Genomic DNA, 24,489 nt, shown 5'->3' on the forward strand with positions numbered 1-24,489 from the left:
GGAATCCATAGCACCTTCGCTAAGCAGATGTGCTATGGATTCCCGCCGAGGGCCGCCTTGGCGCGGGAACGACGGGGGTTTTGCTTACTCTTCCTCTTCCTCATCCATCGCCATCGACAAATCATTCGACTTCGATCCCACGGCGCCACCCGGCTCCTTGCGGTCGCCGCGCAGCTTGATCTGCAAGCGCAGGCCGTTGGCCGAGTCGGCGTTGCGGATCGCTTCATCGTAGCCGATCTGCCCGCGGTTATACAACTCGTACAGCGCCTGGTCGAAGGTGCACATGCCCAGCTCGCGCGACTTGTGCATGATCTCCTTGATCGACTGGAAATTCCCCTTCAGGATCATCTCGCTGATGGTCGCCGTATTGAGCAAAATCTCGATCGCGGCCTTGCGCCCCTTGCCATCCTCGGTGCGCACCAGCCGCTGCGAGACAATCGCGCGCAGGTTCGACGACAGGTCCATCAGCAGCTGGTTGCGCCGCTCTTCCGGGAAGAAGTTGATGATCCGGTCCATGGTCTGGTTCGAATTGTTCGCGTGCAGGGTGCCCAGGCACAGGTGGCCCGTTTCGGCGAACGCGATCGCGTGTTCCATGGTCTCGGTATCGCGGATCTCGCCGATCAGGATCACGTCCGGCGCCTGGCGCAGCGTGTTTTTCAGCGCCGCGTGCCACGAGTGCGTATCCACCCCCACTTCGCGGTGGGTGATCAGGCAGTTCTTGTTCTTGTGGACGTATTCGACCGGGTCTTCCACCGTGATAATGTGCCCCGCCGAATTGGCGTTGCGGTAATCGATCATCGCCGCCAGCGTGGTCGACTTGCCCGAACCGGTGCCGCCTACCACCAGCACCAGCCCGCGCTTGGTCATCACGACCTCTTTCAGCACTTCCGGCAGGTCGAGTTTTTCGAAATTCGGAATTTCGGACGCGATCGTCCGGATCACCATCGCCACGCATTGCTGTTGTACGTACACATTCACGCGAAAACGACACACATTCGGCAACGAAATTGCGAAATTACATTCCATTTCCTTCTCGAACTCATTGCGCTGCTTGTCGTTCATTAACGACAGCGCCAGCGCGCGGGTCACTTCGCCGGTCAGCTTTTGCTGGCTCATCGGCTTCATCGCGCCCTGGAACTTCATACTCGGAGGAAAATCGGCCGAGATGAACAAGTCGGAGCCGCCCTGATGATGCATTACGGTCAGCAATTTATGGATGTAGGCCTGCGCTTCAATCGGGCCAAAAGTGGTGGACATGCTCGCCTTTCAAGTGGTCGGCGGGTTGAAAATCCGCCTGCGGGCCAATTATATCGACTGCATTCCGGTAGAATATAATTTCTTTGCTGAGCCATATGCAACACCGTGTCATGACAGTCGCGCCGCGCCTGTCCTCTTCCAGCCCTCACCTTTATGACCCTGACTGAACTGAAATATATCGTTGCCGTCGCGCGTGCGAGACATTTCGGACACGCCGCCGAAGCGTGTCACGTCGCCCAACCCACCTTGTCGGTCGCCATCAAGAAGCTCGAAGACGAGCTGGGCGTGGTGCTGTTCGAACGCGGCGGCGCCGAAATTTCGGTCACGCCGCTGGGGGCGCAGATCATCGCCCAGGCCGAACGGGTGCTGGAACAGACCGCCGCCATCAAGGAGCTGGCCAAGCAGAACAAGGACCCGATGGCCGGGCCCCTGCGCCTGGGCGTGATCTACACCATCGGCCCCTACCTGCTGCCGCCGCTGGTGAAGAACATCATTGAGCGGGTGCCGCAGATGCCCTTGATCTTGCAGGAAAACTTTACCGTGCGCCTGCTGGAACTGCTGCGCCAGGGCGAACTGGACGCGGCCATCATGGCGCTGCCGCTGCCGGAACACGGCATGTCGATGCAAACCCTGTACGACGAACCGTTCGTGGTGGCCGTGCCGCAAAACCATCCTTGGGCCAAGCGAAAATTTGTGTCGGCCCAGGATCTGAAATCCGAAACGATGTTGTTATTAGGCAACGGTCACTGTTTCCGCGACCAGGTGCTGGAAGTGTGTCCGGAAATGGCGCGGTTCTCGTCGCCGGGCAACGGCATGCAGCGCACCTTTGAAGGCTCGTCGCTGGAAACGATCCGTCATATGGTGGCCAGCGGCATCGGCCTGACCGTTCTGCCGCGCGCCTCGGTGCCCGACATGCAATCGCGCAGCAACATGCTGGCCTTCGTGCCCTTCGAGGAACCGGTGCCGTCGCGCCGTGTGGTGATCGTGTGGCGCAAGAGTTTTACCCGCCGCGCCGCCATCGAGGCGGTGTGCGAAGCCGTCGCCGCCTGCGACTTGCCGGGCGTGGAGATGTTCACGCAAGAGGCAGCCTGAAACGCCATCCTTACCCGGCTGGACAAAAAAAGCACCGGAAGACAAACATTTAATATTGCATTTTATGCAATGCATTTAAAATACTTCTGATGCTCAAAAGAACTTATTCCGAAATCTTGCTATAATTCGCCTTATGCGCTGGAAAGCTTACCAGACCTGATCGTTATGCGATGCGCATGCTAGCGCCGCCTGACGCGCCAGAGCCTGCCGTCGGCCCCGGGTTTCCCCTCCCCCTCATCTTGCCCTCCCTAAGGAGTTGCTGTGCCTGGCTTCAGAATTGGTGCGCCTGCGCTGCCCGCGAAGGACATTGCCTATATCCGCGCGCTGGTGCGCCTGTTTTCATATTCGGACAAACTGGACTGGTCGTTTGTCGACGCCGCGCCCTACACGGCCGTGGTGGCCGAAGCGCCGCCCGCAGCCAATCGGTCCGGCGCCATCGACGCGCTGCTGCTGACCATGCCCGGCCACGCCCAGCTCACCCAAAAGATTGCCTACCCGATCCGCGCCGACCAGCTACGCGACTGGCTCAAGCGCGTGGGCGACGCCCTGCTGCCGGCCGGCGCGCCAGCGAATGCGGCCAGCGCAAGCGCGGGGTACGCAGTGCGCTACAAGCTGCGCCGCTGGCCGTCGGTGCTGCAGCTCGATGGCGATCCGCTGCGCATCCGCATGGCGACCCAGATGTCGCGCAAGGCGCTCAGCGCGGCCGACCTGGCCGGCCTGACCGGGGCCGACATCAGCGTGTGCGCCGGCTTCATCGGCGTGCTGCACACGGCCGGCCTGCTGGCCGAGGTGGCGGCGCCGCAAACGCCGGCGCCGGCGCCGGCCAGCACTGCCCCGGCGCCCGCCAGTCCCGCTGGATTTACCTCCAGCCTGCTTAACAACATACGCCGCCGCATTGGCTTGTCAGGAAAATAGGCGATGAAAGAATACAAAATACTGTTTACCGGCACCATGGGCGCCGGTAAAACCACGGCCATCGCCGCCATCAGCGAAGTCGCGCCGATCGTCACCGACGTGCGCAATACCGATTCCTCGGTGGCCAAGGAACGCACCACGGTCGGCCTCGACTACGGCCTGCTGACGCTGGAGAACGGCGACCGCATCCGCCTGTTCGGCACGCCGGGCCAGCAGCGCTTCGACTTTTTGTGGAAGATCCTGGCCAACAAGGCGCTCGGCCTGATCATCCTGACCGACAACTCGCGTCCCGATCCGCTGGCCGACCTGGGCATGTTCCTCGACGGCTTTGCCGATGCCCTGGCAACGATGCCGTGCGCAATCGGCGTCGGACGCCTGGACAGCCATCCCGAGCCGAGCCTCGAGCGCTACGCCGACCTGCTTGAAGCGCGCGGCCTGGTGCTGCCGATCATCGCGGTCGATGTCCGCCGGCGCGACGATGTGACCCTGTTGATCGATACCCTGCTGGCGCAACTGGAAGCCGGCTTACTGGAAGAACCCCAATGAACGCCAACGACATGCTGCCGCCCGGCCTGCTGCAATCCGCCAACGACCTGGCCACGCAATTCCTGCGCGACATCAACGGCGTCACTGCCGTGGTGGTGGCCACGGTGGACGGCTTCGCGCTGGCCAGCGCGTTTAACGGCGACAACGATGCCGGGCGGATTGCCGCCATGGCCAGTTCGATTTCCGCCATCGGTTCGGTGGTGGCGATGGAAGCGGGCCTGGGCACCTACCGCAGCGTGACCATCAATACCGAATCGGGATTCGTGGTGGTGCACGCGGTGCCGCGCCGCGACGTCGAGCTGGTCATCAACGTGATCGCCGACGGCAATGCCATCCTGGCCCAGGTGGTGCACCGGGTCGGCACCGTGGCGCGCCAGCTGGCTATCTAGCGCGCCACACTCCTGTTTTTCGAAATCAAGGAATCTTTGCGCAGCCTTGATCTTCGTTCTCCTGCGCATGAAGGAACGTTTGATATGGCAACGATTAAAGAAGCACTCGACAGCATCATGAGCATCGACGGCGCCCAGTGCTGCGCAGTGGTGGACTCGTCCAGCGGCATGATGCTCGGTAACGCCGGCGGCGGCATGGATATTGAAATCGCGGCGGCGGGCAACACCGAAGTGATGCGCGCCAAGCTCAAGACCATGAAGGCGCTGGGTTTGAACGACAGCATCGAAGACATGCTGATCACCTTGGGCCACGCGTATCACATCCTGCGCCCGATGGCCAAACAGGAAGGCGTGTTCGTGTATGCCGTGCTGGACAAGGCAAAATCGAATTTGGCCATGGCGCGCCGCAAGATTGCGGAAGTCGAGAAAGAACTGACGTTTTAAGTGCATCAACAGCACTGACATTTTAAGTAACCGCTGCCCTCACATCGTCGTCCCCGCGAAGGCGGGGACCCATAGCACCTGTGATCAACGGTGCTATGGATCCCCGCCGAGGTCCGCCTTGGCGCGGGGACGACGGGTAGGGTTAGCGGTCGGAAAACGCTCCCCGCCCCACCCCGCCCCAAACACAGTAAAATCCCAGCCTCGCCCACGACAGTCGCGCCCGCGACCCGATCATGAACAAGCTGTCGCTGTACTTCCGCCTGGTCCGCCTGGACAAGCCAATCGGCATCGTGCTGCTGCTCTGGCCCACCTTGATCGCCCTCTGGATCGCGGCGCGCGGCACCCCCGACCTGACCATCCTGCTGATCTTCACCCTCGGCACCATCTTGATGCGCTCGGCCGGCTGCGCCATCAACGACTACGCCGACCGCGATATCGACAAGCACGTCAAGCGCACCGCCGAACGTCCCCTCACCAGCGGACGCATCAAGAGCTGGGAAGCGCTGGCCGTGGCCGCCGTGCTGGCGATCGTCTCCTTCCTGCTGATCCTGCCGCTCAACACGCTCACCAAGCAGCTCTCGGTGGCAGCCGTTCTCATCGCCGGCAGCTACCCCTACTTCAAGCGCTTCTTCGCCATTCCCCAGGCGTATCTGGGCATCGCCTTCGGCTTCGGCATCCCGATGGGCTTTGCCGCCGTGCTGGGCCAGGTCCCTGCCGTGGCCTGGTGGCTGCTGCTGGCGAACGTGTTCTGGGCCGTGGCCTACGACACCGAATACGCCATGGTCGACCGCGACGACGACCTCAAGATCGGCATCCGCACCTCGGCGATCACCTTCGGCCGCTTCGACGTGGCCGCCGTCATGCTGTGCTACGGCGCCGCGCTCGCCATCATTCTCGTGTGCGGCTGGCTCGAAGGCTTGCGCGCCTGGTTCGTCGGCGGCATTGCCGTGGCCGCCGCTATGGCGCTTTATCACTACACTTTGATCCGTGGCCGCGAGCGGATGGCTTGTTTTGCCGCTTTTCGCCACAACAATTGGTTGGGTGCGGCCCTTTTTGCCGGTGTGGCGTTAGACTACGCGTTCAGCTGATGTTGTTCCGATAACACGGAAAGTCAACGTTGCTGGCGTGTAAGATAGAGTCCGACGCGCCAGGCAGACTGGGCTTTCTTATAAATTCACTTACGAGGTAACAAAAATGATCGAATCCATCCCAACCAAGCCAGGCGCACGCGACCAGTTGATGAACGACCTGAAATCGGTGATCCAGGATGCCGAACAGTGGCTGCGCCACGGCAGCCAGCTGACCGGCGAAGAGCTGCAAGCGGCCAAGGCCAAGTTCGAGCGCACCATCACGACCGCCAAGGCCGACCTGATCCGCCTGGAAGAAGCGGTGGTCGAAAAAACCAAGATCGCCGCCAAGGCGACCGACGACTACGTGCAGGAAAACCCATGGAAAGCAGTGGGGATCGGGGCTGCGGCTGGCGTCATCATCGGCATGCTGATTTCGCGCAGGTAAGCGGCATGGCGATCGTCGAATCGGTGGGGCGGATCGGGGCTACCCTGATCGCCATGGTGCAAACGCGGCTGGAACTGGCCGCGGTCGAGGTGCAGGAGGAGCTACAGCGCTTCCTTGGGTATTTCGTGCTTGCGCTGGTGTCGCTGATCCTGTTCGGCGTCGCCTTGTTGCTGGTTGTGCTGCTGGTCGTAGTGATCTTCTGGGACAGCTACCGGCTCGAAGCCATCGGCGCCCTGGCAGCGCTGTTCGGCGTTGCGGGTGCTGTTGTTGCGCTGCAGGTCAAGCGCAGTTTCGACACGCGTCCGCGCCTGCTGGGAGCGACCGTGGCTGAACTGAACAAGGACGTCAATTTCGTCAGGAATGCGGGGCACGGCGATGAGTAACGCGCAGATGGGTAATGACAAGCTGTCGCTGGCCGAACGGCGCGAGGCGCTGATCGTGCAGTGTTCGATGCAGCGTCGCGATGCCGCGCGCGAGATCGGCGCGCTGATCACGCCGTTGACGCATCCAACCGGCGCGATCGGCAAACTGCTCGGTGGTGGCGGCGGCGGGATGAAGCTGCCGCTCGGAATTGTCGGCACGGTGGCGGGGCTGGTGATGGCCAAGTCCGGCAAGATACTGCCGATGCTGACCGTGGGCCTGTCGCTGGTCAAGGCGGCGCGCAGTGTGATGGGGCTGGTGCGCAAGAAGCACGGCTAACCTCAGTCATTCCGCTATGCCCAAACCGTCGTTCCGCCCTATCCCCGTTGTTCCCGGCCTCGGCGGCCCCCTTGCCGGGAACGACGGTTTTGAATGTAGCGGTTTTGAGGGCGGCAGTTAGTCCGCACCCAACTCATCCCCCAACTCCCTGCCCCGCGCCGCAGCCGCCTTGATCGCGGCAACCACCTTCTCTTTCACGCCGCTGCCTTCCATGCTGCTCAGCGCCGCATGGGTCGTGCCGCCCTTCGACGTGACGCGCTCGCGCAGCACCGACACCGCTTCATCCGACTGCGCCGCCAGCTGCGCCGCGCCGGTGAACGTGGCCAGCGCCAGCTGTTTGCCCTGCTCGGCCGACAGCCCCATCTCCTCGGCCGCCTGCTGCATCGCCTCGATAAAGTAAAACACATACGCCGGTCCGCTGCCCGACACCGCCGTCACCGGATCGATCATGTCTTCGCCTTCGAGCCACACGGTCTGCCCCACGGCACGCATGATGGCGTCCGCCGCCGACTTCTGCGCCGCGTTCACGCCAGCCATGGCCACCATGCCGGTGATGCCCATGCCGATCAGGGCCGGGGTATTCGGCATGGTCCGCACAATCGCGCCGTAGCCGCCGAGCCAGCGCGACAGATCGGCCGCGCGAATCCCGGCCGCGATCGACAGGATCAGGGGCGCGCCAGTCAACTGCGGCAGCAGCGCCGCCGCCACCTCGCGCATCTGCTGCGGTTTGACCGCCAGCACGATCGCATCGCACGCTGCCAGCGCGCCGTCGATCGCGCCGCTGGTGCTCACGCCGTGCTGCGCGTTCAGGCGCGCCAGCGCGTCGGCATTCGGATCGACCACGTGAATATCCGCCCCCGCAGCCAGCTTGCCCGCCAGGCCGGCGATCAGCGCCGACGCCATGTTTCCACCACCGATAAACGCAATCTTCATAGTCACCCTGTTTAGTTATTCGTATTTGCGCGAGCCGAAAATCGCACTGCCCACGCGCACGATGGTCGCGCCTTCCGCCACCGCCGCGCCAAGGTCGGCCGACATGCCCATCGACAGGGTATCGAGCGCCATGCCGTCCGCGCGCAGCCGGTCGTACAGCACGCGCAACTTGCGAAACGCGGCGCGCTGCCTGTCGACCTGGGCTTCGGCTTCCGGGATCGCCATCAGCCCGCGCAGGCGCAAGTGTGGCAGTTGCGCCACTGCGCGCGCCAATTCAGGCAATGCTTCCGGCGTGACACCACTCTTGCTAGCCTCACCACTGATGTTAACTTGCAGACAAATATTCAAGGGCGCCAGTTGCGGCGGGCGTTGTTCCGATAAACGCTGCGCTATCTTGAGCCGTTCGACGGTATGCACCCACGCGAAGGACGATGCGATCGGGCGCGTCTTGTTGCTCTGTATGGGGCCGATGAAGTGCCACTCCATCGGCGCGGCCGGCAAGGCGTGCGAAACGGCGGCAATTTTATCTAATGCTTCTTGCAAGTAATTCTCTCCGAACGCATACTGCCCGGCGGCAGCGGCTTCAAGTATGGCCTCGGCAGGAAAAGTCTTGGAAACGGCGAGCAATTGCACGGCGTTCCGGGGGCGGCCTGCGGCGTCGGCCGCAGCAACAATACTCGCATCGACAGCTTGCAAGTTCTGGACGATTGTGGACATAATCATTTTCGGCGGGCAATTCAATGCAGTCGGTAGTTGCGAAACGCACACATTATCGGCATGCGCCCATTCACGGCACAGGGATTATAAATGGACATCTCCGAATTACTCGCTTTCTCCGTCAAGAACAAGGCATCCGACTTGCACCTCTCATCCGGCCTGCCGCCGATGATCCGCGTGCACGGCGACGTTCGCCGCATCAACTTGCCGCCGCTGGAGCACAAGGATGTGCACGGCATGATCTATGACATCATGAATGACGGCCAGCGCAAGCAGTACGAAGAAATGCTCGAGTGCGATTTCTCGTTTGCGATTCCGGGCCTGGCGCGCTTTCGCGTCAACGCCTTCAATCAGGAGCGCGGCGCGTCGGCGGTACTGCGGACCATTCCATCGAAAATCCTGAGCCTGGAAGACCTGAACGCGCCGCGCATTTTCGCCGACCTGGCGATGCGTCCGCGCGGCCTGGTGCTGGTCACCGGCCCGACCGGTTCGGGCAAGTCGACCACCCTGGCGGCGATGGTCAACCATCTCAACGAAAACGAGTATGGCCACATCCTGACCATTGAAGACCCGATCGAATTCGTGCACGACTCGAAGAAGTGCCTGATCAACCAGCGCGAAGTCGGCCCGCACACGCTCTCGTTCAACAACGCACTGCGCTCGGCGCTGCGCGAAGATCCGGACTGCATCCTGGTGGGCGAGCTGCGCGACCTGGAAACCATCCGCCTGGCCCTGTCGGCCGCGGAAACGGGCCACCTTGTGTTCGGCACCTTGCACACCTCCTCGGCCGCCAAGACCATCGACCGTATCGTCGACGTGTTCCCGTCCGAAGAAAAGGAGATGGTGCGCGCGATGCTGTCCGAATCGCTGCAGGCGGTGGTCTCGCAGACGCTGCTCAAGACCAAGGATGGCTCGGGCCGCGTGGCCGCGCACGAAATCATGATCGGCACGCCGGCGATCCGCAACCTGATTCGCGAAGCGAAGATCGCGCAGATGTACTCCGCGATCCAGACCGGCAGCTCGGTCGGCATGCAAACGCTGGACCAGAACCTGACCGATCTGGTTCGCCGCAACGTCATTTCCGGCGCTGCTGCGCGTTCGGCCGCCAAAACGCCGGAAAACTTCCCCGGCTAATTTTTAGGATATTTAATGGAACGCGACCAGGCCTCAAAATTCATGTTCGATCTGCTGCGTCTGATGACCAGCAAGAACGGCTCGGACTTGTTCATCACCGCCGGCTTCCCGCCGGCGATCAAGATCGACGGCAAGATCACGCCGGTGTCGTCGCAGCCGCTCACGCCGGCCCACACCGCCGACCTGGCGCGCTCGATCATGAGTGACAAGCAGACCGCCGGCTTCGAACTGACCAAGGAAGCGAACTTCGCGATCAGTCCGGGCGACCTGGGACGCTTCCGCGTCTCCACCTTCATCCAGATGAGTTCCGTCGGCATGGTCCTGCGGACCATCACCACCGCCATTCCGCGCCTGGAAGACCTGGGCCTGCCCGAGGTCCTGAAAGACATCGTGATGACCAAGCGTGGCCTGGTGATCATGGTCGGCGCGACCGGTTCGGGTAAATCGACGACCATGGCCGCGATGGTCGGGCACCGCAACGAAAACAGCTACGGGCATATCATCACGATTGAAGACCCGGTCGAATACGTCCACCCGCACAAGAACTGCGTGATCACGCAACGCGAAGTGGGCGTGGACACCGACTCGTTCGAAATCGCGCTGAAAAACTCGCTGCGCCAGGCGCCGGACGTGATCCAGATCGGCGAGATCCGCGACCGCGAAACGATGGAACACGCGATCGCCTTCGCCGAAACCGGTCACCTGTGCATGGCCACCCTGCACGCCAACAGCGCCAACCAGGCGCTCGACCGCATCATCAACTTCTTCCCCGAAGAGCGCCGCCAGCAGCTGCTGATGGACTTGTCGCTGAACTTGAAGGGCATGGTATCGCAGCGCCTGATTCCGATGAAGGAAGCCAAGGGCCGCTGCGTGGCGATCGAGATCATGCTCAACTCCCCGCTCATTTCGGACCTGATTTTCAAGGGCGATGTGCACGAGATCAAGGAGATCATGAAGAAGTCGCGCGAGCTGGGCATGCAGACCTTCGACCAGGCGCTGTTCGACCTGCACGAAGCCGACAAGATCACCTACGAAGACGCGCTGCGCAACGCCGACTCGGTCAATGACCTGCGCCTGAACATCAAGTTGAACGGCAAGGAAGCGAAGAACCGCGACCTGTCGGCCGGTACCGAGCACCTGGGCATCGTGTGACGGGGGCGCTCGACTTCAAGGCTGCCGATATTGCGGGCATGCCGGTGGACCTGGCCATGTACAAGGGCCAGGTGGTGCTGGTCGTGAACACCGCCAGCGAGTGCGGCTTCACCAAGCAGTACAAGGGCCTTGAAGTCGTGTACCAGCAGTTCCGCGACAAGGGCGTGGCGGTGCTGGGTTTTCCGTGCAATCAGTTCGGCGGACAGGAGCCCGGCAGCGAAAGCGAGATCGGCGCCTTCTGCGAAAAGAACTTTGGCGTGACGTTTCCGCTGTTTGCCAAGGTTGACGTCAATGGCGAGAATGCGCATCCGCTGTTCCAGCATCTGAAAAAAGCGGCGCCCGGCTTGCTGGGCACCGAACGCATCAAATGGAACTTCACCAAGTTCCTGATCGGGAAAGACGGCAGCGTCTACAAGCGCTACGCGCCGGCGACCAAGCCGGAAGAACTGGTGGCCGATATCGAAAAGCTGCTGGGGAAATAGTCCCGCTGTCATGCCACCCCGTCGTACCCGCCGAGTGCCGCCTTGGCGCAGGTACGATGAGGATTCGACTTATTCAGAAAACAAATATCCTTCATCAAATAATGTGCTTACATAATTTACTTTGTGAATGACATCCATTCGAATTTGAAATTGGAGTTATATGTTGCATTGCCACATAATGCCTGCATACCAAATCAAAACACAACGAAAAAGGATCGATATGAACATCGTGAAGAACATGGAAGCCGTCGTCATCGCCGCAGTCGCACTGACCTTTGTCACCGCCATGGCCTCGGCCGAAGCGCCGCGCGCCCGCGCAGTTTCAAACGCGCCAGCCGCCGCCGTCAAAGCCGACAGCGAGATGACCACCATCGTCGTCACCGGCAAGCGTCTGACCGCAGCACAGAAAGCCAACCTGGCCGCGTAAGAATCAAGTCAACATCAGGCCAGCGCCTGATCGATCAATTCGATCCAGTGCGCAACCGGCGTTTCCGTACCCGACTGGAGATGTGTCTGGCAGCCGATATTGGCCGACACAATGAGCTCCGGACCGGTGGCCAGCAAACTGGCCAGCTTGCGGTCCCGTAGTTCCTTTGACAGCGCAGGCTGCAGTACCGAATAAGTGCCGGCCGAACCGCAGCACAGATGGCTGTCCGCGCACAAGGTCACATCGACGCCGGCGGCACGCAGCACCCCTTCCACCTTGCCCCGTATCTGCTGCCCGTGCTGCAGGGTGCAAGGCGGATGAAACGCCACCCGCTTCGCCACTTTCCCTTTCAGCTTCGCTCCCAGTTCGGCCTCGAACTGCGGCATGATTTCGCTCAGGTCGCGCGTGAGCATGGCGATGCGCGCCGCCTTGGCGGCGTAGGCGCTGTCGTGCGCCAGCAGGTGCCCGTACTCCTTCACCGTGACCCCGCAGCCGGACGCCGTCATCACGATCGCTTCGATCTGTCCGCGCTCGACCAGCGGCCACCAGGCGTCGATATTGCGGCGCATATCGTCCAAACCGCCATCCTGGTCGTTCAGGTGATAGCGCAACGCGCCGCAGCAGCCGGCCTTGGGGGCGGTCAGCAACTGCACGCCGAAGGCATCGAGCACGCGCGCCGTGGCCGCGTTGATATCGGGCGCCATGGTGCTTTGCACGCAGCCTTGCAGCACCAGCATCTTGCGTGTGTGTTCGCGCGTCGGCCAGCGGCCCGCGCTGCGCGTACTGGGCAGCTTGTCCTGCAAGGCCGGCGAGAGCAGTGGCCGGAACAACTGGCCCGCCTTGAACGCCGGCCTGAAAATCCATGTGCGCGGCAGCGCTTCTTTCAGCACCGCGCGCTTGATGCGTTCGGCCAGCGGACGCCGGACCCGCTCTTCGACCACGCGGCGCCCGATGTCGGCCAGCCGTCCGTACCGCACGCCCGAGGGACAGGTCGTCTCACAGTTGCGGCAGGTCAGGCAGCGGTCCAGGTGGGTCTGGGTCTTGGCGGTGACCGGCGCGCCTTCGAGCACCTGCTTGATCAGGTAGATGCGTCCGCGCGGGCCATCGAGTTCGTCGCCCAGCAGCTGGTAGGTGGGACAGGTGGCGGTGCAAAAGCCGCAATGCACGCAGGCGCGCAAAATGGCTTCGGCTTCATCGCCGTCCGGCGTGCCCTTGATGAAATCGGCGAGATTGGTTTGCATCAGTACATCCGTCCGGGATTGAAAACCTGCGACGGATCGAAGGCCGCCTTCAGGCGTTGATGAATCCTGGCCACGCCAGGGGCCAGCGGCTGGAACACGCCCACGCTCTTGTCGCCGCCACGGAACAAGGTGGCGTGCCCGCCCACCGCCGTGACGGCGCGCCGGATATTCTGCGCCATGGTGGCGTCGGCATCGACCTTGAGCCAGCGCTGCGCGCCGCCCCACTCGATCAGCTGCGCGCCGCGCAGGATGATGGCGCCGGTGGTGGACGGCACCGACAACCGCCACAAGCTGCCCGCCCCATCGAAGTACGCGTGCCGCTGTTCGCGCAGAGCGGCCCAGAAGAGCGCGCCCTCTTCCACCGGTTCGCCGCCGAGCGTGCGCGCGGCTGCAATCACCGCCGCCTGCGCGCCCGACAGGCGCACCGTCAACACGCCCGCATGCCAGCAACTGGCCGAGATGGGCAGCGGCAGGCCGGCCCATTCGTTCAGGCGTTTGAGCGCGTCGATTTCATCCATCGCAAAACGCAGGGTGGTGTCGCACAGCGCGCGCGGCAGCACCTTGATGGAATGCTGCAGCATCAGCCCCAGCGTGCCCATGGAACCGGCCAGCAGGCGCGATACGTCGTAGCCGGCCACGTTTTTCATGACCTGGCCGCCGAAGGTGAGCACCTCGCCCTTGCCGTCCATGAGGACCGCCCCCAAGACGAAGTCGCGCAAGGCGCCGCTGCTGGCGCGGCGCGGGCCGGACAGGCCGCTGGCCACCACGCCGCCGATAGTAGCTCCCTCGCCGAAGTGCGGCGGCTCGAAGGCCAGCATCTGATTGCGTTCGGCCAGCGCCGCCTCGATCTCGGCCAGCGGCGTGCCGCAGCGCGCCGTGATAACCAGTTCCGTCGGCTCGTAGTCGACGATGCCGCTGTGGGCGCGCGTGTCGAGGATGTCGCCCTCGGTCGCCTGGCCGTACCAGTCCTTGCTGCCGCCGCCGCGAATGCGCAACTGGCGACCATCGCTGGCCGCCGCCAGCACCTGGCTTCTGAATCGTTCGATCTGCTGCACGTTATCTTCCATGGTCAAAAACGCGGCAGGCCGGCGAATGGCAGCACGCCGCCGGAAACGCGCATCTTGCCGAATTCGGCGCAGCGGTTCAGGGTGGGAATGGCCTTGTCGGGATTGAGCAGGTGCCCGGTGTCGAAGGCGCGCTTGACGGCGAAGAAGGCATCGAGTTCGGCGCGCGTGAACTGGATGCACATCGAATTGATCTTTTCCTTGCCCACGCCATGCTCGCCGGTGATGGTGCCGCCCACTTCCACGCACAGCGCCAGAATGTCGGCGCCAAAGGCTTCGGCGCGGTCGAATTCGCCGGGCTGGTTGGCGTCGAACAGGATCAGGGGATGCAGGTTGCCGTCGCCGGCGTGGAACACGTTGGCGCAGCGCAGGCCGTGGGTGACCTCCATCTGCGCGATCCCTGTGAGCACCTGCGCCAGGTTCTTGCGCGGGATGGTGCCGTCCATGCAGTAGTAGTCGGGCGAAATGCGGCCCGCCGCCGGAAAAGCGTTCTTGCGGCCCGACCAGAAGCGCAGGCGTTCGGCCTCGCTCTGCGACACCGCAATGGCGCTGGCGCCCGCCGCTTGCAGCACCGCCGTCATGCGTTCGATTTCCTCGTCCACTTCAAGGTGGGTGCCGTCCGCTTCGCACAGCAGAATGGCGGCGGCGTCGGTGTCGTAGCCGGCGCGCACGAACGGTTCGACCATGCGCGACGAGGTCTGGTCCATCATCTCCAGCCCCGCCGGAATGATGCCGGCGGCGATCACGCTGGCCACCGCGTTCCCGCCCGTGACCACATTGTCGAACGAGGCCATGATCACGCGCGCGGTGGCCGGCTTAGGGATCAGCCGCACCGTTACTTCGGTGACGATGCCCAGCATGCCCTCGGAGCCGATAAACACGGCCAGCAGGTCGAGGCCGGGGGCGTCGAGCGCTTCGCCGCCCAGTTCGATGATGTCGCCGTCGATGGTGGCCACGCGCACGCGCAGCACGTTATGCACGGTGAGTCCGTATTTGAGGCAATGCACGCCGCCGGAATTCTCGGCCACGTTGCCGGCGATGGTGCAGGCGATCTGGGAAGACGGATCGGGCGCGTAGTACAAGCCGTGCGATGCGGCCGCATCCGAAATGGCCAGGTTGCGCACGCCCGGCTGCACCACCGCCAGGCGCGCGTACGGTTCCATGCGCACGATGCGGTTCATGCGCGCGGTCGACAGCACCACGCCGTCGGCGATCGGCAGCGCCCCGCCCGACAAGCCGGTACCAGCGCCGCGCGGCACGATCGGCACATTCAGCTCGCGGCATACGTTCAGGATCGCCAGTACCTGTTCCTCGTCGTCCGGCAGGGTGACGATCATCGGCAACTGGCGGTAGGCGGCCAGGCCATCGCACTCGTAGGGGCGCGTATCTTCGGGGTCGGACAGCACGCAGCGTTCCGGCAGCACCGCCAATAGCGCCTGGGCGACCTGGCGGCGGCGTTGGGGATCGATGGGGAGGGAGGCGGACATGTCTTGATTGTATGCGTAAACGCCGCTTTTGTCGTATGCTGGCTCATTATGATTCAGCTACGGGAAAACAATCATGGGCAACCGACTTTCTAAAATCGCCACCCGCACCGGCGACAACGGCACCACCGGCCTCGGTGACGGCAGCCGCACCGAAAAAGACAGCGTGCGCGTACACACCCTGGGCGAAGTGGACGAACTCAATTCCTTCGTCGGCCTGCTGCTGTGCGAAGACATGCCGGCCGAGCTGCGCGAAGAGCTGGTCTCGATCCAGCACGACCTGTTCGACCTGGGCGGCGAGATCTGCATCCCCGGTTACACCCTGATCACCGACGAGCATGTGGCGCGGCTGGACGATCTGCTCGAAAAATACAATGCCGACCTGCCGCCGCTGAAGGACTTCATCCTGCCGGCCGGCTCGCGCGCGGCCTCGATTGCGCACGTGTGCCGCACGGTGTGCCGGCGCGCCGAGCGCAGCATCGTCACGCTGGGCAAAACCGAGACCATCAACGATCATCCGCGCCAGTACGTGAACCGCCTGTCGGACCTGATGTTCGTGCTCTCGCGCGTGTTGAACCGCTTTGCCGGCGGCAGCGACGTGCTGTGGCAGCATGAGCGCAAGCGCGGATAATCGCCATGAAAAGAACACTGATTGCCACGCTGGCAGCGGCACTGTTAAGCGCCGGCAGCGCGTTTGCAGCGGCGCCCGACGTCACCCGCACTGAAGTGACGCGCCTGCTCGACGCCGTCGAAAAGTCGCAGTGCCAGTTCAACCGCAACGGCAGCTGGCACGACGCAAAAGAGGCGCGCGCCCACCTGCAAAAGAAGTACGACTATCTGGAGAAGAAAAAGCTTGTGACCAGCACCGAAAGCTTCATCGAACGCGGCGCCTCGACCAGCAGCATGAGCGGCGACCCGTATCAGATTCGCTGCCCCGGCACGCCGGCGGTGACCAGCGCCGCCTGGCTCAAAGCCGAACTGGCGCGCCAGCGCAAGTAAGTGGGCAAGCGTCAGCGGGCGCCTGCGGCCTGGATCCGCTGGCAACCAGGCATCGGGCCCGACCCGGAAGCGCTTGCGCGCATGGCGACAACGGCGCGCAAACCCGCAAAAGTCATGGGCGAAGCGTGGTTCATGGGTGACGACCGGGCGATGTTCGATTATTTGGGCACCGTGCCGGTCGACGAGCTGTCCGACGAACAGCTCGACAACGTATTGTCGGAGATCGCCAGCGGCACGCGCAACTTCGGCCACATGGATGAATGGGATGACTGGTTCGCTTACCTGCTGCACCGGCTGGTCGCGCTGAAGCAGGCGCCGTCGCAACGTCATCTCATCGAACTGCTGACGACAGGTTTTTTCATCCAGCATCCGCAGCGCGACGACGACACCGATTACACCAACGCCTTGCAGACGCTGGGACAGGTCATCATGGGGCCTTCGCGCTGGCGTGACGGCCGGCTGATCCTCGATCATGTCTTGAACGGCCCTCCCGCCGGGCCTTCGGAAGCGTGGGGCTGGTGGAACGTCGGCGGCGACCTGTCGGTGTCGCTGTTCTTCTGCCTGAAGTACCTTCATCCGCAACACATCAAGGAGTGGCTCGGGTCAGTCTTCGCCATCGGCGATCCGCACTGGCGCGCGCAGATACTGGTGTGGCTGGGCGCAACGCAGGCGTTATGGGATGACGGCAGCGCCTTCCCCTCCGACCTGAAAAACCAGCCGCCGGACGCGGGATGGACCGATTCGATGCTGATTGACGGCAAACTGGCTCCTGCATTCATCAGCGAAGAAAACCGCAGCGCGTTCAAGGAAGCATTGCGGCCAGTGCTGGCGCTGCAACTGGACGACTGGCTCGCATCGATCGCGCAGGTCGATTATCTGGAGATGGAAGCAGTGCCTTACATGGTCGGCCTGCACGATCTCTAAACACCTGGCGGCGCCATCATGAAATGAAGTTCGCGACAAGCGCTAGCTATAACCGCAGCGCCTGGCGCAAACCGGCGGCCGCCGCATCGAACAACTGGCGCGCCGCCGGCGTCAGCCCGAGCATGTGCATGCAACCATGGATCATGCCCTCGAGCGTGATACACGAGGCCTCGACCGATGCGTCCCGCAATCGCTGCGCATACGCTACTGCCTCATCGCGCAAGGGATCGAATTCGCACGCCATAACCGTGGCCGGGGGCAGCCCATGCAGCGATTGCGCGCGCAGCGGCGCCGCGTAGTCCGGGTCCGCACCGCCAGCATCGCCCAGATAGGTTGACCAGCAAAAGCGCATGGTTTCGAGCGTCAGCGAGTAGCCCTCGGCGAATTCGGCGCAGGATGCGCTCGACAACCGGTCGTCCAGTGCCGGATACATGAGCAACTGGTGCGCAATCGCCGGGCCGCTGCGCTCGCGCGCCAGAAGCGCGGCCCCAGCGGCCAGGTTCGCTCCCGCGCTATCGCCGCCGACAGCGATGCGCGCGGGATCGATCCCGAGTATGACGGCATGCTCCGTCGTCCACACGAGCGCCGCATAAACGTCTTCCAGCGGCGTCGGGAACGGATGTTCAGGCGCCAGGCGGTAGTCCACCGACAGCACCATGCAGCCGGTCGCATTGGCCAGGGCGCGGCACGGATTGTCGTACAGGTCCACGGAACACAGGCACCAGCCGCCGCCATGGGCGAACACAATGGCCGGGCGCGCGCCGCTTGCTGGCGCATTGACCGGCAGGTAGACCCGCAGCGCGATCGGGCTGCCGGCGGCGCCCGGAATCTCGTAGTCGGCCACCGACGCCACCGGCTCCGGCGCCCAGTGCAAGCGGCGCAGGTTAGCATCGGTCGCGGCACGGATGCCGGCCAAGGAATCGGGTGCGACAGCGGCGCCAGCCTGCGCCAGGTAGGCGGCGATGTTCGGATCGAGGCTCATCGCGGCGCCCCCTCTGCAAGGAACGGCAGCAGATGGAGCAGGAACTGCTCGGGGTTTTCTTCCATCACAAAGTGGCCGCAGTCGGCAAGCACGGCGCCGCGCAGATCGGGAGCATGATCGCGCATCGTATCCTGCGGCGCGTTTTTGGTGGCGTGTTCGGCGCCGATTGCCAGCACAGGCATGGCCAGTGTTTTTGTCGCGCGCAGCGTGTTCTGGCGAATCGTCTCGGGAATCGCGCGGTAATAGGCAAAGCCGGCGCGCATGGCGCCCGGGCTGGCGTAGGCATCGGCGTAGACCTCGACCGCGACCCGCTCGCGCCGGTACGACCATTTGTCGAACATGAAGCGAATGTACTCGCGCTCCTTACCGGCGATCAGAAACTCCGGCAGGTCGAGCACCTGATTGAACATGAAGTGCCACAAGAACCGGTTGTCGGCCGGTGCCACGAAGATCGGCGGCGCCGCTGCCAGGCCCGGGATCACCGCTTCCGTTACCGCCAGCTTCGCCACCGCGGCCGGATAGTCGCTTGCCAGCGCATACGCAACCCACATGCCGATGTCGTGGCCGACCACGTCATAACGCGCGTGGCCCAACTGCTGCATGCATTGATGCAGGATGCGCGCGACCGAACCGGTGTCGTAGCCATCCGCTGGACGGTCGGACAGGCCGGTCCCCGGGGGATCGACGGCAATCGCCTGGAAACCTGCTTGCGCCAGCGCCGTCATCACATGACGCCATGCGTACCAGGTCTGCGGCCAGCCGGGAATGAGCAGCACCGGCTTGCCGGCGCCGGCACTGACCAGGTGCAGGCGCTGCCCGTCTACCTGGAGGTAAGTGTGGTCCATGTCCGCAGCGCTGGCGTGGTGGGTGGGAGTCGTCATTGTTTTTCCTTACTTTATGTATTAAGCGATGCCAAGCAGTTGTTTCAGTTGCGCCGCGTCGACCGGCACGCCGGCGAAGTCGTCGAACACCTTGTCGGTGACCTCGATGATGTGGCGATTGACGAAGTCGACGCCTTCGCGCGCGCCCTGGTCGGGGTGCTTCAGGCAGCATTCCCATTCCACGGTGGCCCAGCCGGCGTAGTCGTATTGCGTCAGCTTCGAGAAAATCGCCTTGAAGTCGACCTGGCCGTCGCCCAGCGAACGGAATCGGCCGGCGCGGTTTTCCCAGGATTGATAACCGCCGTAGATGCCCTGGCGCCCGCTCGGGTTGAACTCGGCATCCTTGACGTGAAACATGCGAATGTGGTCTTTGTAGATATCCAGGTAGTCCAGGTAGTTCAACTGCTGCAGCACGAAGTGACTGGGGTCGAACAGGATCGCGCAGCGCTGGTGGCCACCGACGCGCTCGTGGAACATCTCGAAGGTGACGCCGTCGTGCAGGTCTTCGCTCGGATGGATTTCGTAGCACAGGTTCACGCCGTTCTCGTCGCAGGCATCGAGAATCGGCAGCCAGCGGCGTGCCAGTTCGTCGAACGCGGTTTCGATCAGCCCGGGCGGACGTTGAGGAAAAGGGAACAGATACGGCCAGGCCAGGGCACCGGAAAAGGTGCCCATCTCGGTGAGGCCGAGACGGCGCGAGGCACGTGCGGCCAGCAGCAGGCGTTCGCGCGCCCATGCGGTGCGCGCCGCCGGATTGCCGCGCACCTGCGGCGGCGCAAAACCGTCGCACAGTACGTCGTAGGCCGGATGCACCGCCAGCAGTTGGCCGAAGATGTGCGTGGTCAGTTCGCTGATCACGAGGCCGTGCTCGGCCAGCGTGCCGCGCACCTGGTCGCAGTAGGCCTGGCTTTCGGCCGCCAGTTTCACATCGAACAAGCGTTCGTCCCAGGCCGGCAGTTGTACCGCCTTGTAGCCCAATTGCGCCGCCCAGGCGGCAATCGAAGGCAGGTCGTTGAAAGGCGCGGCCACGTCGCTGAACTGGGCCAGGTGGATACTTGGGCCTTGAATGGTTTTCATCGGTTTTCCTATTCTTTGTCGATTGAAAAAGAATAGGACATGACGGCGTTTCGGTCAAGAGGATTTTTACGCCAAGCGCGCACGGCGAGGCGGTATACTGGCCGGCTAACGAATCAGGCGGGAGCAGTACATGGCGGGAAGGCCGAGGGAATTCGACCGCGATCTGGCACTGGTCAAAGCCAGGGATGCGTTTTGGGAGCGTGGTTACGAGGGTGTGTCGATGGCAGACCTGGTCCAGGTGATGGGCATTGCGTCAGCCAGGATTTATGCCGCCTTCGGGTCCAAGGAAAACCTGTTTCGCGAAGCGATTGCGCTGTACGAGGCCGATGAAGGCGGGTTTGCGGAGCGCGCCCTGGCACGGCCAGCGCCTGCACGCGCCGCCATCGAGGCCATGCTGCGCGACGCGGTGCTGGCGTACACCCGTGCGGGCGCGCCGCAAGGTTGCATGGTGGTGTCGGCGGCGACCAATTACAGCAGCGGGAACGATGCCATTAACGCCTGGCTGGCCGGGCATCGACGGGCGCGCACCGATTCCATCATCGAGCGGCTGCGCCGTGCCGCGCAGGAGGGGGAGCTGAAGGCGGACGCCGACGTCGCCGCGCTGGGCGATTGTTACGCCGTCCTGCTGCATGGCATCTCGGTGCAGGCCCGTGATGGCATCGGCAGCGCGCGGCTGCTGGCCATGATTGCCCCGGCGATGCGGGCGCTGGACGAAGCGCTGGCCGATTAGGCTGTCGGACCGGTGTACCACTCCACTGCGAGCGCGGTCAGGAAGAACGGAGCGTTCAGCGCGATGAAAGGAGCGCCGGGTCGCAGGACAATACTTAAGTAAGTGCCCATAAATTCTTGTCATTTCCAGCTTCCATAAGCGGCGCCTTGCTGCGTTGCCCACCGCTAGCAGTGCTCGCACTGCGTCGCGGCGTGCGCCTTGCCAGGCATCCGCTTCTGTTCGCTATAAATGACAATAATTTCTGCACACTTACTTAGATGTTGTTGACCACCAGCCGCGGTTCGACTGCACCGAAGCGCTGGCGGATCGAGGCGGCGATGCCCTTGGCGTCAAGTCCCACACTGGCCAGCAACGCTGCCGGATCGCCATGGTCGATGAACTTGTCGGGCAAGCCGAGGATCAGCAGCGGCTTCTGGATACCCAGCTCGGCCAGCGCTTCGGCCACCGCCGAACCGGCGCCGCCCATGACCGCGCCCTCTTCCACCGTCACCAGGTAGTCGTGGTCCTGCGCCAGCTGCTTGACCAGTTCCACGTCGAGCGGCTTGATGAAGCGCATATTGGCCACCGTCGCGTTCAACTCCTCGCCCGCCACCACGCTGCGCGCCACCATCGAGCCGAAGGCCATGATCGCCACACTGGCGCCCTGGCGCTTGATTTCGCCCTTGCCGATCGGGAGCGTCGTCAATTCCTTCTCGATCACCGCGCCGATGCCGGCGCCGCGCGGATAACGCACCGCCGCCGGACCGTTGTACTGGTAGCCAGTGCTGAGCATCTGGCGGCATTCGTTTTCGTCCGAGGCGGCCATGACCACCATGTTCGGAATGCAGCGCAGGTACGATACGTCGTAGTTGCCGGCGTGGGTGGCGCCATCGGCCCCCACCAGGCCGGCGCGGTCGAGCGCGAACAGCACGTCCAGGTTTTGCAGCGCCACGTCGTGGATCAGCTGGTCGTAGGCGCGCTGCAGGAAGGTGGAGTAAATCGCCACCACCGGTTTCAAGCCCTCGGTCGCCAGCCCGCCGGCAAAGGTCACCGAGTGCTGCTCGGCGATGCCGACGTCGAAATAGCGGTCCGGGAACTGCTCTTCGAAGCGCACCATGCCCGAGCCTTCGCGCATGGCCGGCGTGATGCCGACCAGGCGTTTGTCGGCGGCGGCCATGTCGCACAGCCAGTTGCCGAACACTTCCGTGTAGGTGGTCTTGCCGGCCTTGGCGGGCAAGATGCCTTCGGTCGGATTGAACTTGCCCGGCCCGTGGTACAGCACCGGGTCGGCTTCGGCCAGCTTGTAGCCCTGCCCTTTTTTGGTTACCACGTGCAGGAATTGCGGCCCCTTGAGCTTCTTGATGTTTTCCAGGGTCGGGATCAGCGAATCGAGGTCGTGGCCGTCGATCGGGCCGATGTAGTTAAAGCCGAATTCTTCGAACATCGTGGCCGGCACCACCATGCCCTTGGCGTGTTCTTCGAAGCGCTTGGCCAGTTCCAGCACGGGACCGGGCAGCACCGACTTGCCGACGTTCTTGGCGGCCGCGTAGAACTGGCCCGACATCAGGCGCGCCAGGTAGCGATTCAGGGCGCCAACCGGCGGCGAGATCGACATGTCGTTGTCGTTCAAGACCACCAGCAGGTTGATGTCTTCCTGTACGCCGGCGTTGTTGAGCGCCTCGAAGGCCATCCCGGCGGTCATGGAGCCGTCGCCGATGACGGCGATCGCGTGCCGCTGTTCGCCCTTGATCTTGGCCGCCTGCGCCATGCCCAGCGCGGCCGAAATCGAGGTCGACGAGTGGGCCGTGCCGAAGGTGTCGTATTCGCTTTCGTCGCGGCGCGGAAAGCCCGAAATGCCGTTCAACTGGCGCAGGCTGTGCATCTGGTCACGGCGGCCGGTGAGAATCTTGTGCGAGTAGGTCTGGTGGCCCACGTCCCACACGATGCGGTCATGCGGCGTGTTGAACACGTAGTGCAGCGCAATCGTCAGCTCCACCGTGCCCAGGTTGGACGAGAGGTGGCCGCCGGTCTTGGACACGGAATCGAGCAGGAAGTGGCGCAACTCGTGCGCCAGGGGCGTCAGTTGTGCGCGCGCCAGCTTGCGCAGTTCGGCCGGTTCGTTGATTGTCTCTAGCAAGTTCATTTACGCTTTCCGCTGCACGATCAGGTCCGCCAACTGGCGCAGCCGATCTGCTTTTTCACCAAACGGCGCGAGCGCGTCATGCGCGTCGTTCCGCAATTTTCCTGCCAAGACCCTGGATGGCTCCAGGCCCAAAATCGATACGTAGGTCGGCTTGTTGGCCGCCGCGTCCTTGCCCGCGGTCTTGCCGAGGGTGGCCGAATCGGCGGTCGCATCGAGCACGTCGTCAACCACCTGGAAGGCCAGCCCGATGGCTTTGGCGTAGGCGTCCAGGGCCTTCATCTGGTCCGGGCCGACATCGGCGCCGGCCAGCGCGCCCAGCACCACCGAGGCGCGCAGCAGGGCGCCGGTTTTGAGCTGGTGCATCTGCTCGAGCTGTTCCAATGTGAGGCTGATGCCGACGCTGTCCAGGTCAATCGCCTGGCCGCCGCACATGCCGCCCGACCCGGCCGCGTGCGCGAGCAGGCGCAGCATCGCCACCTGGCGCGCCGCGGGAATCTCCTGGCCTTCGGCCAGCACCAGGAACGCCTGCGATTGCAGCGCGTCGCCGACCAGCAGCGCGGTCGCTTCGTCGTAGGCCACGTGCACGGTCGGTTTGCCCCGGCGCAGGGCGTCGTCGTCCATGCAGGGCATGTCGTCGTGCACCAGCGAGTAGGCGTGGATCATTTCGACCGCGGCGGCGGCGCGCGCCAGCGCGTGCGCATCGGCGCCGAACAGCGCGCCGGCCGCATACACCAGCAGCGGGCGGACCCGCTTGCCGCCGCCGAGCACCGTGTAGCGCATCGCTTCGTGCAGCTTGTGCGGCACCACGCCGGCCCCCGGCAGCAAGGCGTCCAGCGCTTCTTCGGCGCGCGCCTGCACGGTTTTCATCCACTCGTCGAACGGGGCGCTCATTGCATCCCCTCGCCGGCGCCATCGGCCGCGAAGGGTTTGAGCATGTCGCCTTCGAGCACCTTGACCTGGGACTCGACTTTTTCGAGCTGGGCGGCGCAGTAGCGCACCAGCTCCGAGCCGCGCGCGTACGCCGCGACCGAGGCCTCCAGCGGCAACTGGCCGGCTTCCATCTGGCTCACCAGCTGGGCCAGTTCGGCCATGGCCTGTTCGAACGATTCAGGCGCCGCTGCGGGTTCCACTAATAATTTCTTTGCCATAGTTACTTTATGTGAGTCCGCAGCATGCAACTTGTGCGCGGCGCGCCAGTCTAATCGCTTATTCTAGAACAATCCATCCCAACAGGTGGCGATTTGGCATTTTATCGTATTGAGGCTGTATCGATGAAAACCATG

General features: G+C 63.5%; 29 protein-coding genes. 17 read left to right on the forward strand and 12 right to left on the reverse strand.

What is annotated here, in order from left to right; all coding sequences use genetic code 11:
• Positions 1-84: 84 nt before the first annotated feature.
• The gene (locus F1609_RS19435; RefSeq protein WP_167078211.1) at positions 85-1,257 is read right to left on the reverse strand and encodes a PilT/PilU family type 4a pilus ATPase; all 1,173 of its coding nucleotides are present in this window, start codon (positions 1,255-1,257) and stop codon (positions 85-87) included.
• 153 nt (positions 1,258-1,410) lie between these two features.
• Here F1609_RS19435 and F1609_RS19440 point away from each other — a divergent pair, with 153 nt between their 5' ends.
• The 9 genes from F1609_RS19440 (at position 1,411) to F1609_RS19480 (ending at position 6,857) form a co-directional block, all read left to right on the forward strand.
• Positions 1,411-2,349: a hydrogen peroxide-inducible genes activator gene (locus F1609_RS19440; protein WP_167078213.1), complete on the forward strand. Its 939-nt coding sequence runs from the start codon at positions 1,411-1,413 to the stop codon at positions 2,347-2,349.
• Between the two features lie 261 nt (positions 2,350-2,610).
• The gene (locus F1609_RS19445; RefSeq protein WP_167078214.1) at positions 2,611-3,264 is read left to right on the forward strand and encodes a hypothetical protein; all 654 of its coding nucleotides are present in this window, start codon (positions 2,611-2,613) and stop codon (positions 3,262-3,264) included.
• A gap of 3 nt (positions 3,265-3,267) precedes the next feature.
• Positions 3,268-3,810: a GTP-binding protein gene (locus F1609_RS19450; RefSeq protein WP_167078216.1), complete on the forward strand. Its 543-nt coding sequence runs from the start codon at positions 3,268-3,270 to the stop codon at positions 3,808-3,810.
• Complete coding sequence (locus F1609_RS19455) at positions 3,807-4,199, forward strand: roadblock/LC7 domain-containing protein (RefSeq protein ID WP_167078218.1); 393 nt, start codon at positions 3,807-3,809, stop codon at positions 4,197-4,199. The genes F1609_RS19450 and F1609_RS19455 overlap by 4 nt, the downstream gene beginning before the upstream one ends.
• Before the next feature lie 84 nt (positions 4,200-4,283).
• Positions 4,284-4,643 carry a hypothetical protein gene (locus F1609_RS19460; protein ID WP_167078220.1) on the forward strand — a complete coding sequence of 120 codons (360 nt, stop codon included), beginning with the start codon at positions 4,284-4,286 and terminating at the stop codon, positions 4,641-4,643.
• A gap of 233 nt (positions 4,644-4,876) precedes the next feature.
• A complete protein-coding gene (gene ubiA / locus F1609_RS19465) occupies positions 4,877-5,731 on the forward strand; it encodes a 4-hydroxybenzoate octaprenyltransferase (protein WP_167078222.1) in 855 nt (284 codons plus the stop codon).
• A 106-nt stretch (positions 5,732-5,837) separates the two neighbouring features.
• Positions 5,838-6,158 (forward strand): ElaB/YgaM/YqjD family protein, encoded by a 321-nt coding sequence (locus tag F1609_RS19470; protein ID WP_167078223.1) that lies wholly within the window; start codon positions 5,838-5,840, stop codon positions 6,156-6,158.
• Positions 6,159-6,163: 5 nt separating this feature from the next.
• Complete coding sequence (locus tag F1609_RS19475; protein ID WP_167078225.1) at positions 6,164-6,541, forward strand: phage holin family protein; 378 nt, start codon at positions 6,164-6,166, stop codon at positions 6,539-6,541.
• Positions 6,534-6,857 carry a hypothetical protein gene (locus F1609_RS19480; RefSeq protein WP_167078226.1) on the forward strand — a complete coding sequence of 108 codons (324 nt, stop codon included), beginning with the start codon at positions 6,534-6,536 and terminating at the stop codon, positions 6,855-6,857. Before F1609_RS19475 ends, F1609_RS19480 begins: the two co-directional genes overlap by 8 nt.
• A 117-nt stretch (positions 6,858-6,974) precedes the next feature.
• On the opposite strand, the gene proC is transcribed toward F1609_RS19480, so the two are convergent.
• Positions 6,975-7,790 carry a pyrroline-5-carboxylate reductase gene (gene proC / locus F1609_RS19485; protein WP_167078228.1) on the reverse strand — a complete coding sequence of 272 codons (816 nt, stop codon included), beginning with the start codon at positions 7,788-7,790 and terminating at the stop codon, positions 6,975-6,977.
• A gap of 15 nt (positions 7,791-7,805) precedes the next feature.
• On the reverse strand, positions 7,806-8,507 hold the full coding sequence (locus tag F1609_RS19490; RefSeq protein ID WP_167078230.1) for a YggS family pyridoxal phosphate-dependent enzyme: 702 nt from the start codon (positions 8,505-8,507) through the stop codon (positions 7,806-7,808).
• Positions 8,508-8,597: 90 nt separating this feature from the next.
• Between F1609_RS19490 and F1609_RS19495 the strand changes: the two genes are divergently transcribed.
• The 4 genes from F1609_RS19495 (at position 8,598) to F1609_RS19510 (ending at position 11,702) form a co-directional block, all read left to right on the forward strand.
• Positions 8,598-9,641, forward strand: coding sequence for a type IV pilus twitching motility protein PilT (locus F1609_RS19495; RefSeq protein ID WP_166870447.1), 1,044 nt, complete (start codon positions 8,598-8,600; stop codon positions 9,639-9,641).
• A 15-nt stretch (positions 9,642-9,656) separates the two neighbouring features.
• The gene (locus tag F1609_RS19500; protein WP_166870445.1) at positions 9,657-10,793 is read left to right on the forward strand and encodes a PilT/PilU family type 4a pilus ATPase; all 1,137 of its coding nucleotides are present in this window, start codon (positions 9,657-9,659) and stop codon (positions 10,791-10,793) included.
• Positions 10,790-11,275 carry a glutathione peroxidase gene (locus F1609_RS19505; protein WP_167078232.1) on the forward strand — a complete coding sequence of 162 codons (486 nt, stop codon included), beginning with the start codon at positions 10,790-10,792 and terminating at the stop codon, positions 11,273-11,275. The genes F1609_RS19500 and F1609_RS19505 overlap by 4 nt, the downstream gene beginning before the upstream one ends.
• 220 nt (positions 11,276-11,495) lie before the next feature.
• Positions 11,496-11,702: a hypothetical protein gene (locus tag F1609_RS19510; protein ID WP_167078234.1), complete on the forward strand. Its 207-nt coding sequence runs from the start codon at positions 11,496-11,498 to the stop codon at positions 11,700-11,702.
• A gap of 14 nt (positions 11,703-11,716) precedes the next feature.
• Here F1609_RS19510 and glcF read toward each other — a convergent pair whose 3' ends face one another.
• Genes glcF through F1609_RS19525 form a run of 3 tightly spaced genes read right to left on the reverse strand, consistent with a single transcriptional unit; the run spans position 11,717 to position 15,494 of the window.
• Positions 11,717-12,943, reverse strand: coding sequence for a glycolate oxidase subunit GlcF (gene glcF / locus F1609_RS19515; protein ID WP_167078236.1), 1,227 nt, complete (start codon positions 12,941-12,943; stop codon positions 11,717-11,719).
• The gene (gene glcE / locus F1609_RS19520) at positions 12,943-13,998 is read right to left on the reverse strand and encodes a glycolate oxidase subunit GlcE (protein ID WP_370661645.1); all 1,056 of its coding nucleotides are present in this window, start codon (positions 13,996-13,998) and stop codon (positions 12,943-12,945) included. The genes glcF and glcE overlap by 1 nt, the downstream gene beginning before the upstream one ends.
• Positions 13,999-14,012: 14 nt before the next feature.
• Positions 14,013-15,494 (reverse strand): FAD-linked oxidase C-terminal domain-containing protein, encoded by a 1,482-nt coding sequence (locus F1609_RS19525; RefSeq protein ID WP_167078240.1) that lies wholly within the window; start codon positions 15,492-15,494, stop codon positions 14,013-14,015.
• Between the two features lie 73 nt (positions 15,495-15,567).
• Here F1609_RS19525 and F1609_RS19530 point away from each other — a divergent pair, with 73 nt between their 5' ends.
• The 3 genes from F1609_RS19530 to F1609_RS19540 are packed head-to-tail and all read left to right on the forward strand — an operon-like array spanning position 15,568 to position 17,414.
• Positions 15,568-16,122, forward strand: a complete 555-nt coding sequence (locus F1609_RS19530) for a cob(I)yrinic acid a,c-diamide adenosyltransferase (RefSeq protein WP_167078242.1) — start codon at positions 15,568-15,570, stop codon at positions 16,120-16,122.
• A 5-nt stretch (positions 16,123-16,127) separates the two neighbouring features.
• Entirely contained in the window at positions 16,128-16,490 is a 363-nt protein-coding gene (locus F1609_RS19535) for a YfeK family protein (RefSeq protein ID WP_167078244.1), read from the forward strand.
• On the forward strand, positions 16,491-17,414 hold the full coding sequence (locus F1609_RS19540) for a hypothetical protein (protein ID WP_167078246.1): 924 nt from the start codon (positions 16,491-16,493) through the stop codon (positions 17,412-17,414). It begins immediately after the preceding gene.
• A gap of 46 nt (positions 17,415-17,460) precedes the next feature.
• On the opposite strand, the gene F1609_RS19545 is transcribed toward F1609_RS19540, so the two are convergent.
• Genes F1609_RS19545 through F1609_RS19555 form a run of 3 tightly spaced genes read right to left on the reverse strand, consistent with a single transcriptional unit; the run spans position 17,461 to position 20,354 of the window.
• Positions 17,461-18,396 carry an alpha/beta hydrolase gene (locus F1609_RS19545; protein WP_167078248.1) on the reverse strand — a complete coding sequence of 312 codons (936 nt, stop codon included), beginning with the start codon at positions 18,394-18,396 and terminating at the stop codon, positions 17,461-17,463.
• Positions 18,393-19,277: an alpha/beta fold hydrolase gene (locus tag F1609_RS19550; RefSeq protein ID WP_167078250.1), complete on the reverse strand. Its 885-nt coding sequence runs from the start codon at positions 19,275-19,277 to the stop codon at positions 18,393-18,395. The genes F1609_RS19545 and F1609_RS19550 overlap by 4 nt, the downstream gene beginning before the upstream one ends.
• Before the next feature lie 21 nt (positions 19,278-19,298).
• A complete protein-coding gene (locus tag F1609_RS19555) occupies positions 19,299-20,354 on the reverse strand; it encodes a sugar phosphate isomerase/epimerase family protein (protein ID WP_167078252.1) in 1,056 nt (351 codons plus the stop codon).
• A gap of 130 nt (positions 20,355-20,484) precedes the next feature.
• Here F1609_RS19555 and F1609_RS19560 point away from each other — a divergent pair, with 130 nt between their 5' ends.
• Positions 20,485-21,084, forward strand: a complete 600-nt coding sequence (locus F1609_RS19560; RefSeq protein WP_167078254.1) for a TetR/AcrR family transcriptional regulator — start codon at positions 20,485-20,487, stop codon at positions 21,082-21,084.
• Between the two features lie 253 nt (positions 21,085-21,337).
• Here the strand turns inward: F1609_RS19560 and dxs are convergent, their stop codons facing one another.
• Genes dxs through F1609_RS19575 form a run of 3 tightly spaced genes read right to left on the reverse strand, consistent with a single transcriptional unit; the run spans position 21,338 to position 24,354 of the window.
• The gene (gene dxs, locus F1609_RS19565) at positions 21,338-23,206 is read right to left on the reverse strand and encodes a 1-deoxy-D-xylulose-5-phosphate synthase (RefSeq protein ID WP_167078256.1); all 1,869 of its coding nucleotides are present in this window, start codon (positions 23,204-23,206) and stop codon (positions 21,338-21,340) included.
• Positions 23,207-24,097, reverse strand: coding sequence for a polyprenyl synthetase family protein (locus F1609_RS19570; RefSeq protein ID WP_167078257.1), 891 nt, complete (start codon positions 24,095-24,097; stop codon positions 23,207-23,209).
• Entirely contained in the window at positions 24,094-24,354 is a 261-nt protein-coding gene (locus F1609_RS19575; RefSeq protein WP_167078259.1) for an exodeoxyribonuclease VII small subunit, read from the reverse strand. The genes F1609_RS19570 and F1609_RS19575 overlap by 4 nt, the downstream gene beginning before the upstream one ends.
• Between the last annotated feature and the right edge of the window lie 135 nt (positions 24,355-24,489).

Source organism: Massilia aquatica (assembly GCF_011682045.1).
Classification (GTDB): Bacteria; Pseudomonadota; Gammaproteobacteria; order Burkholderiales; family Burkholderiaceae_D; genus Telluria_A; species Telluria_A aquatica.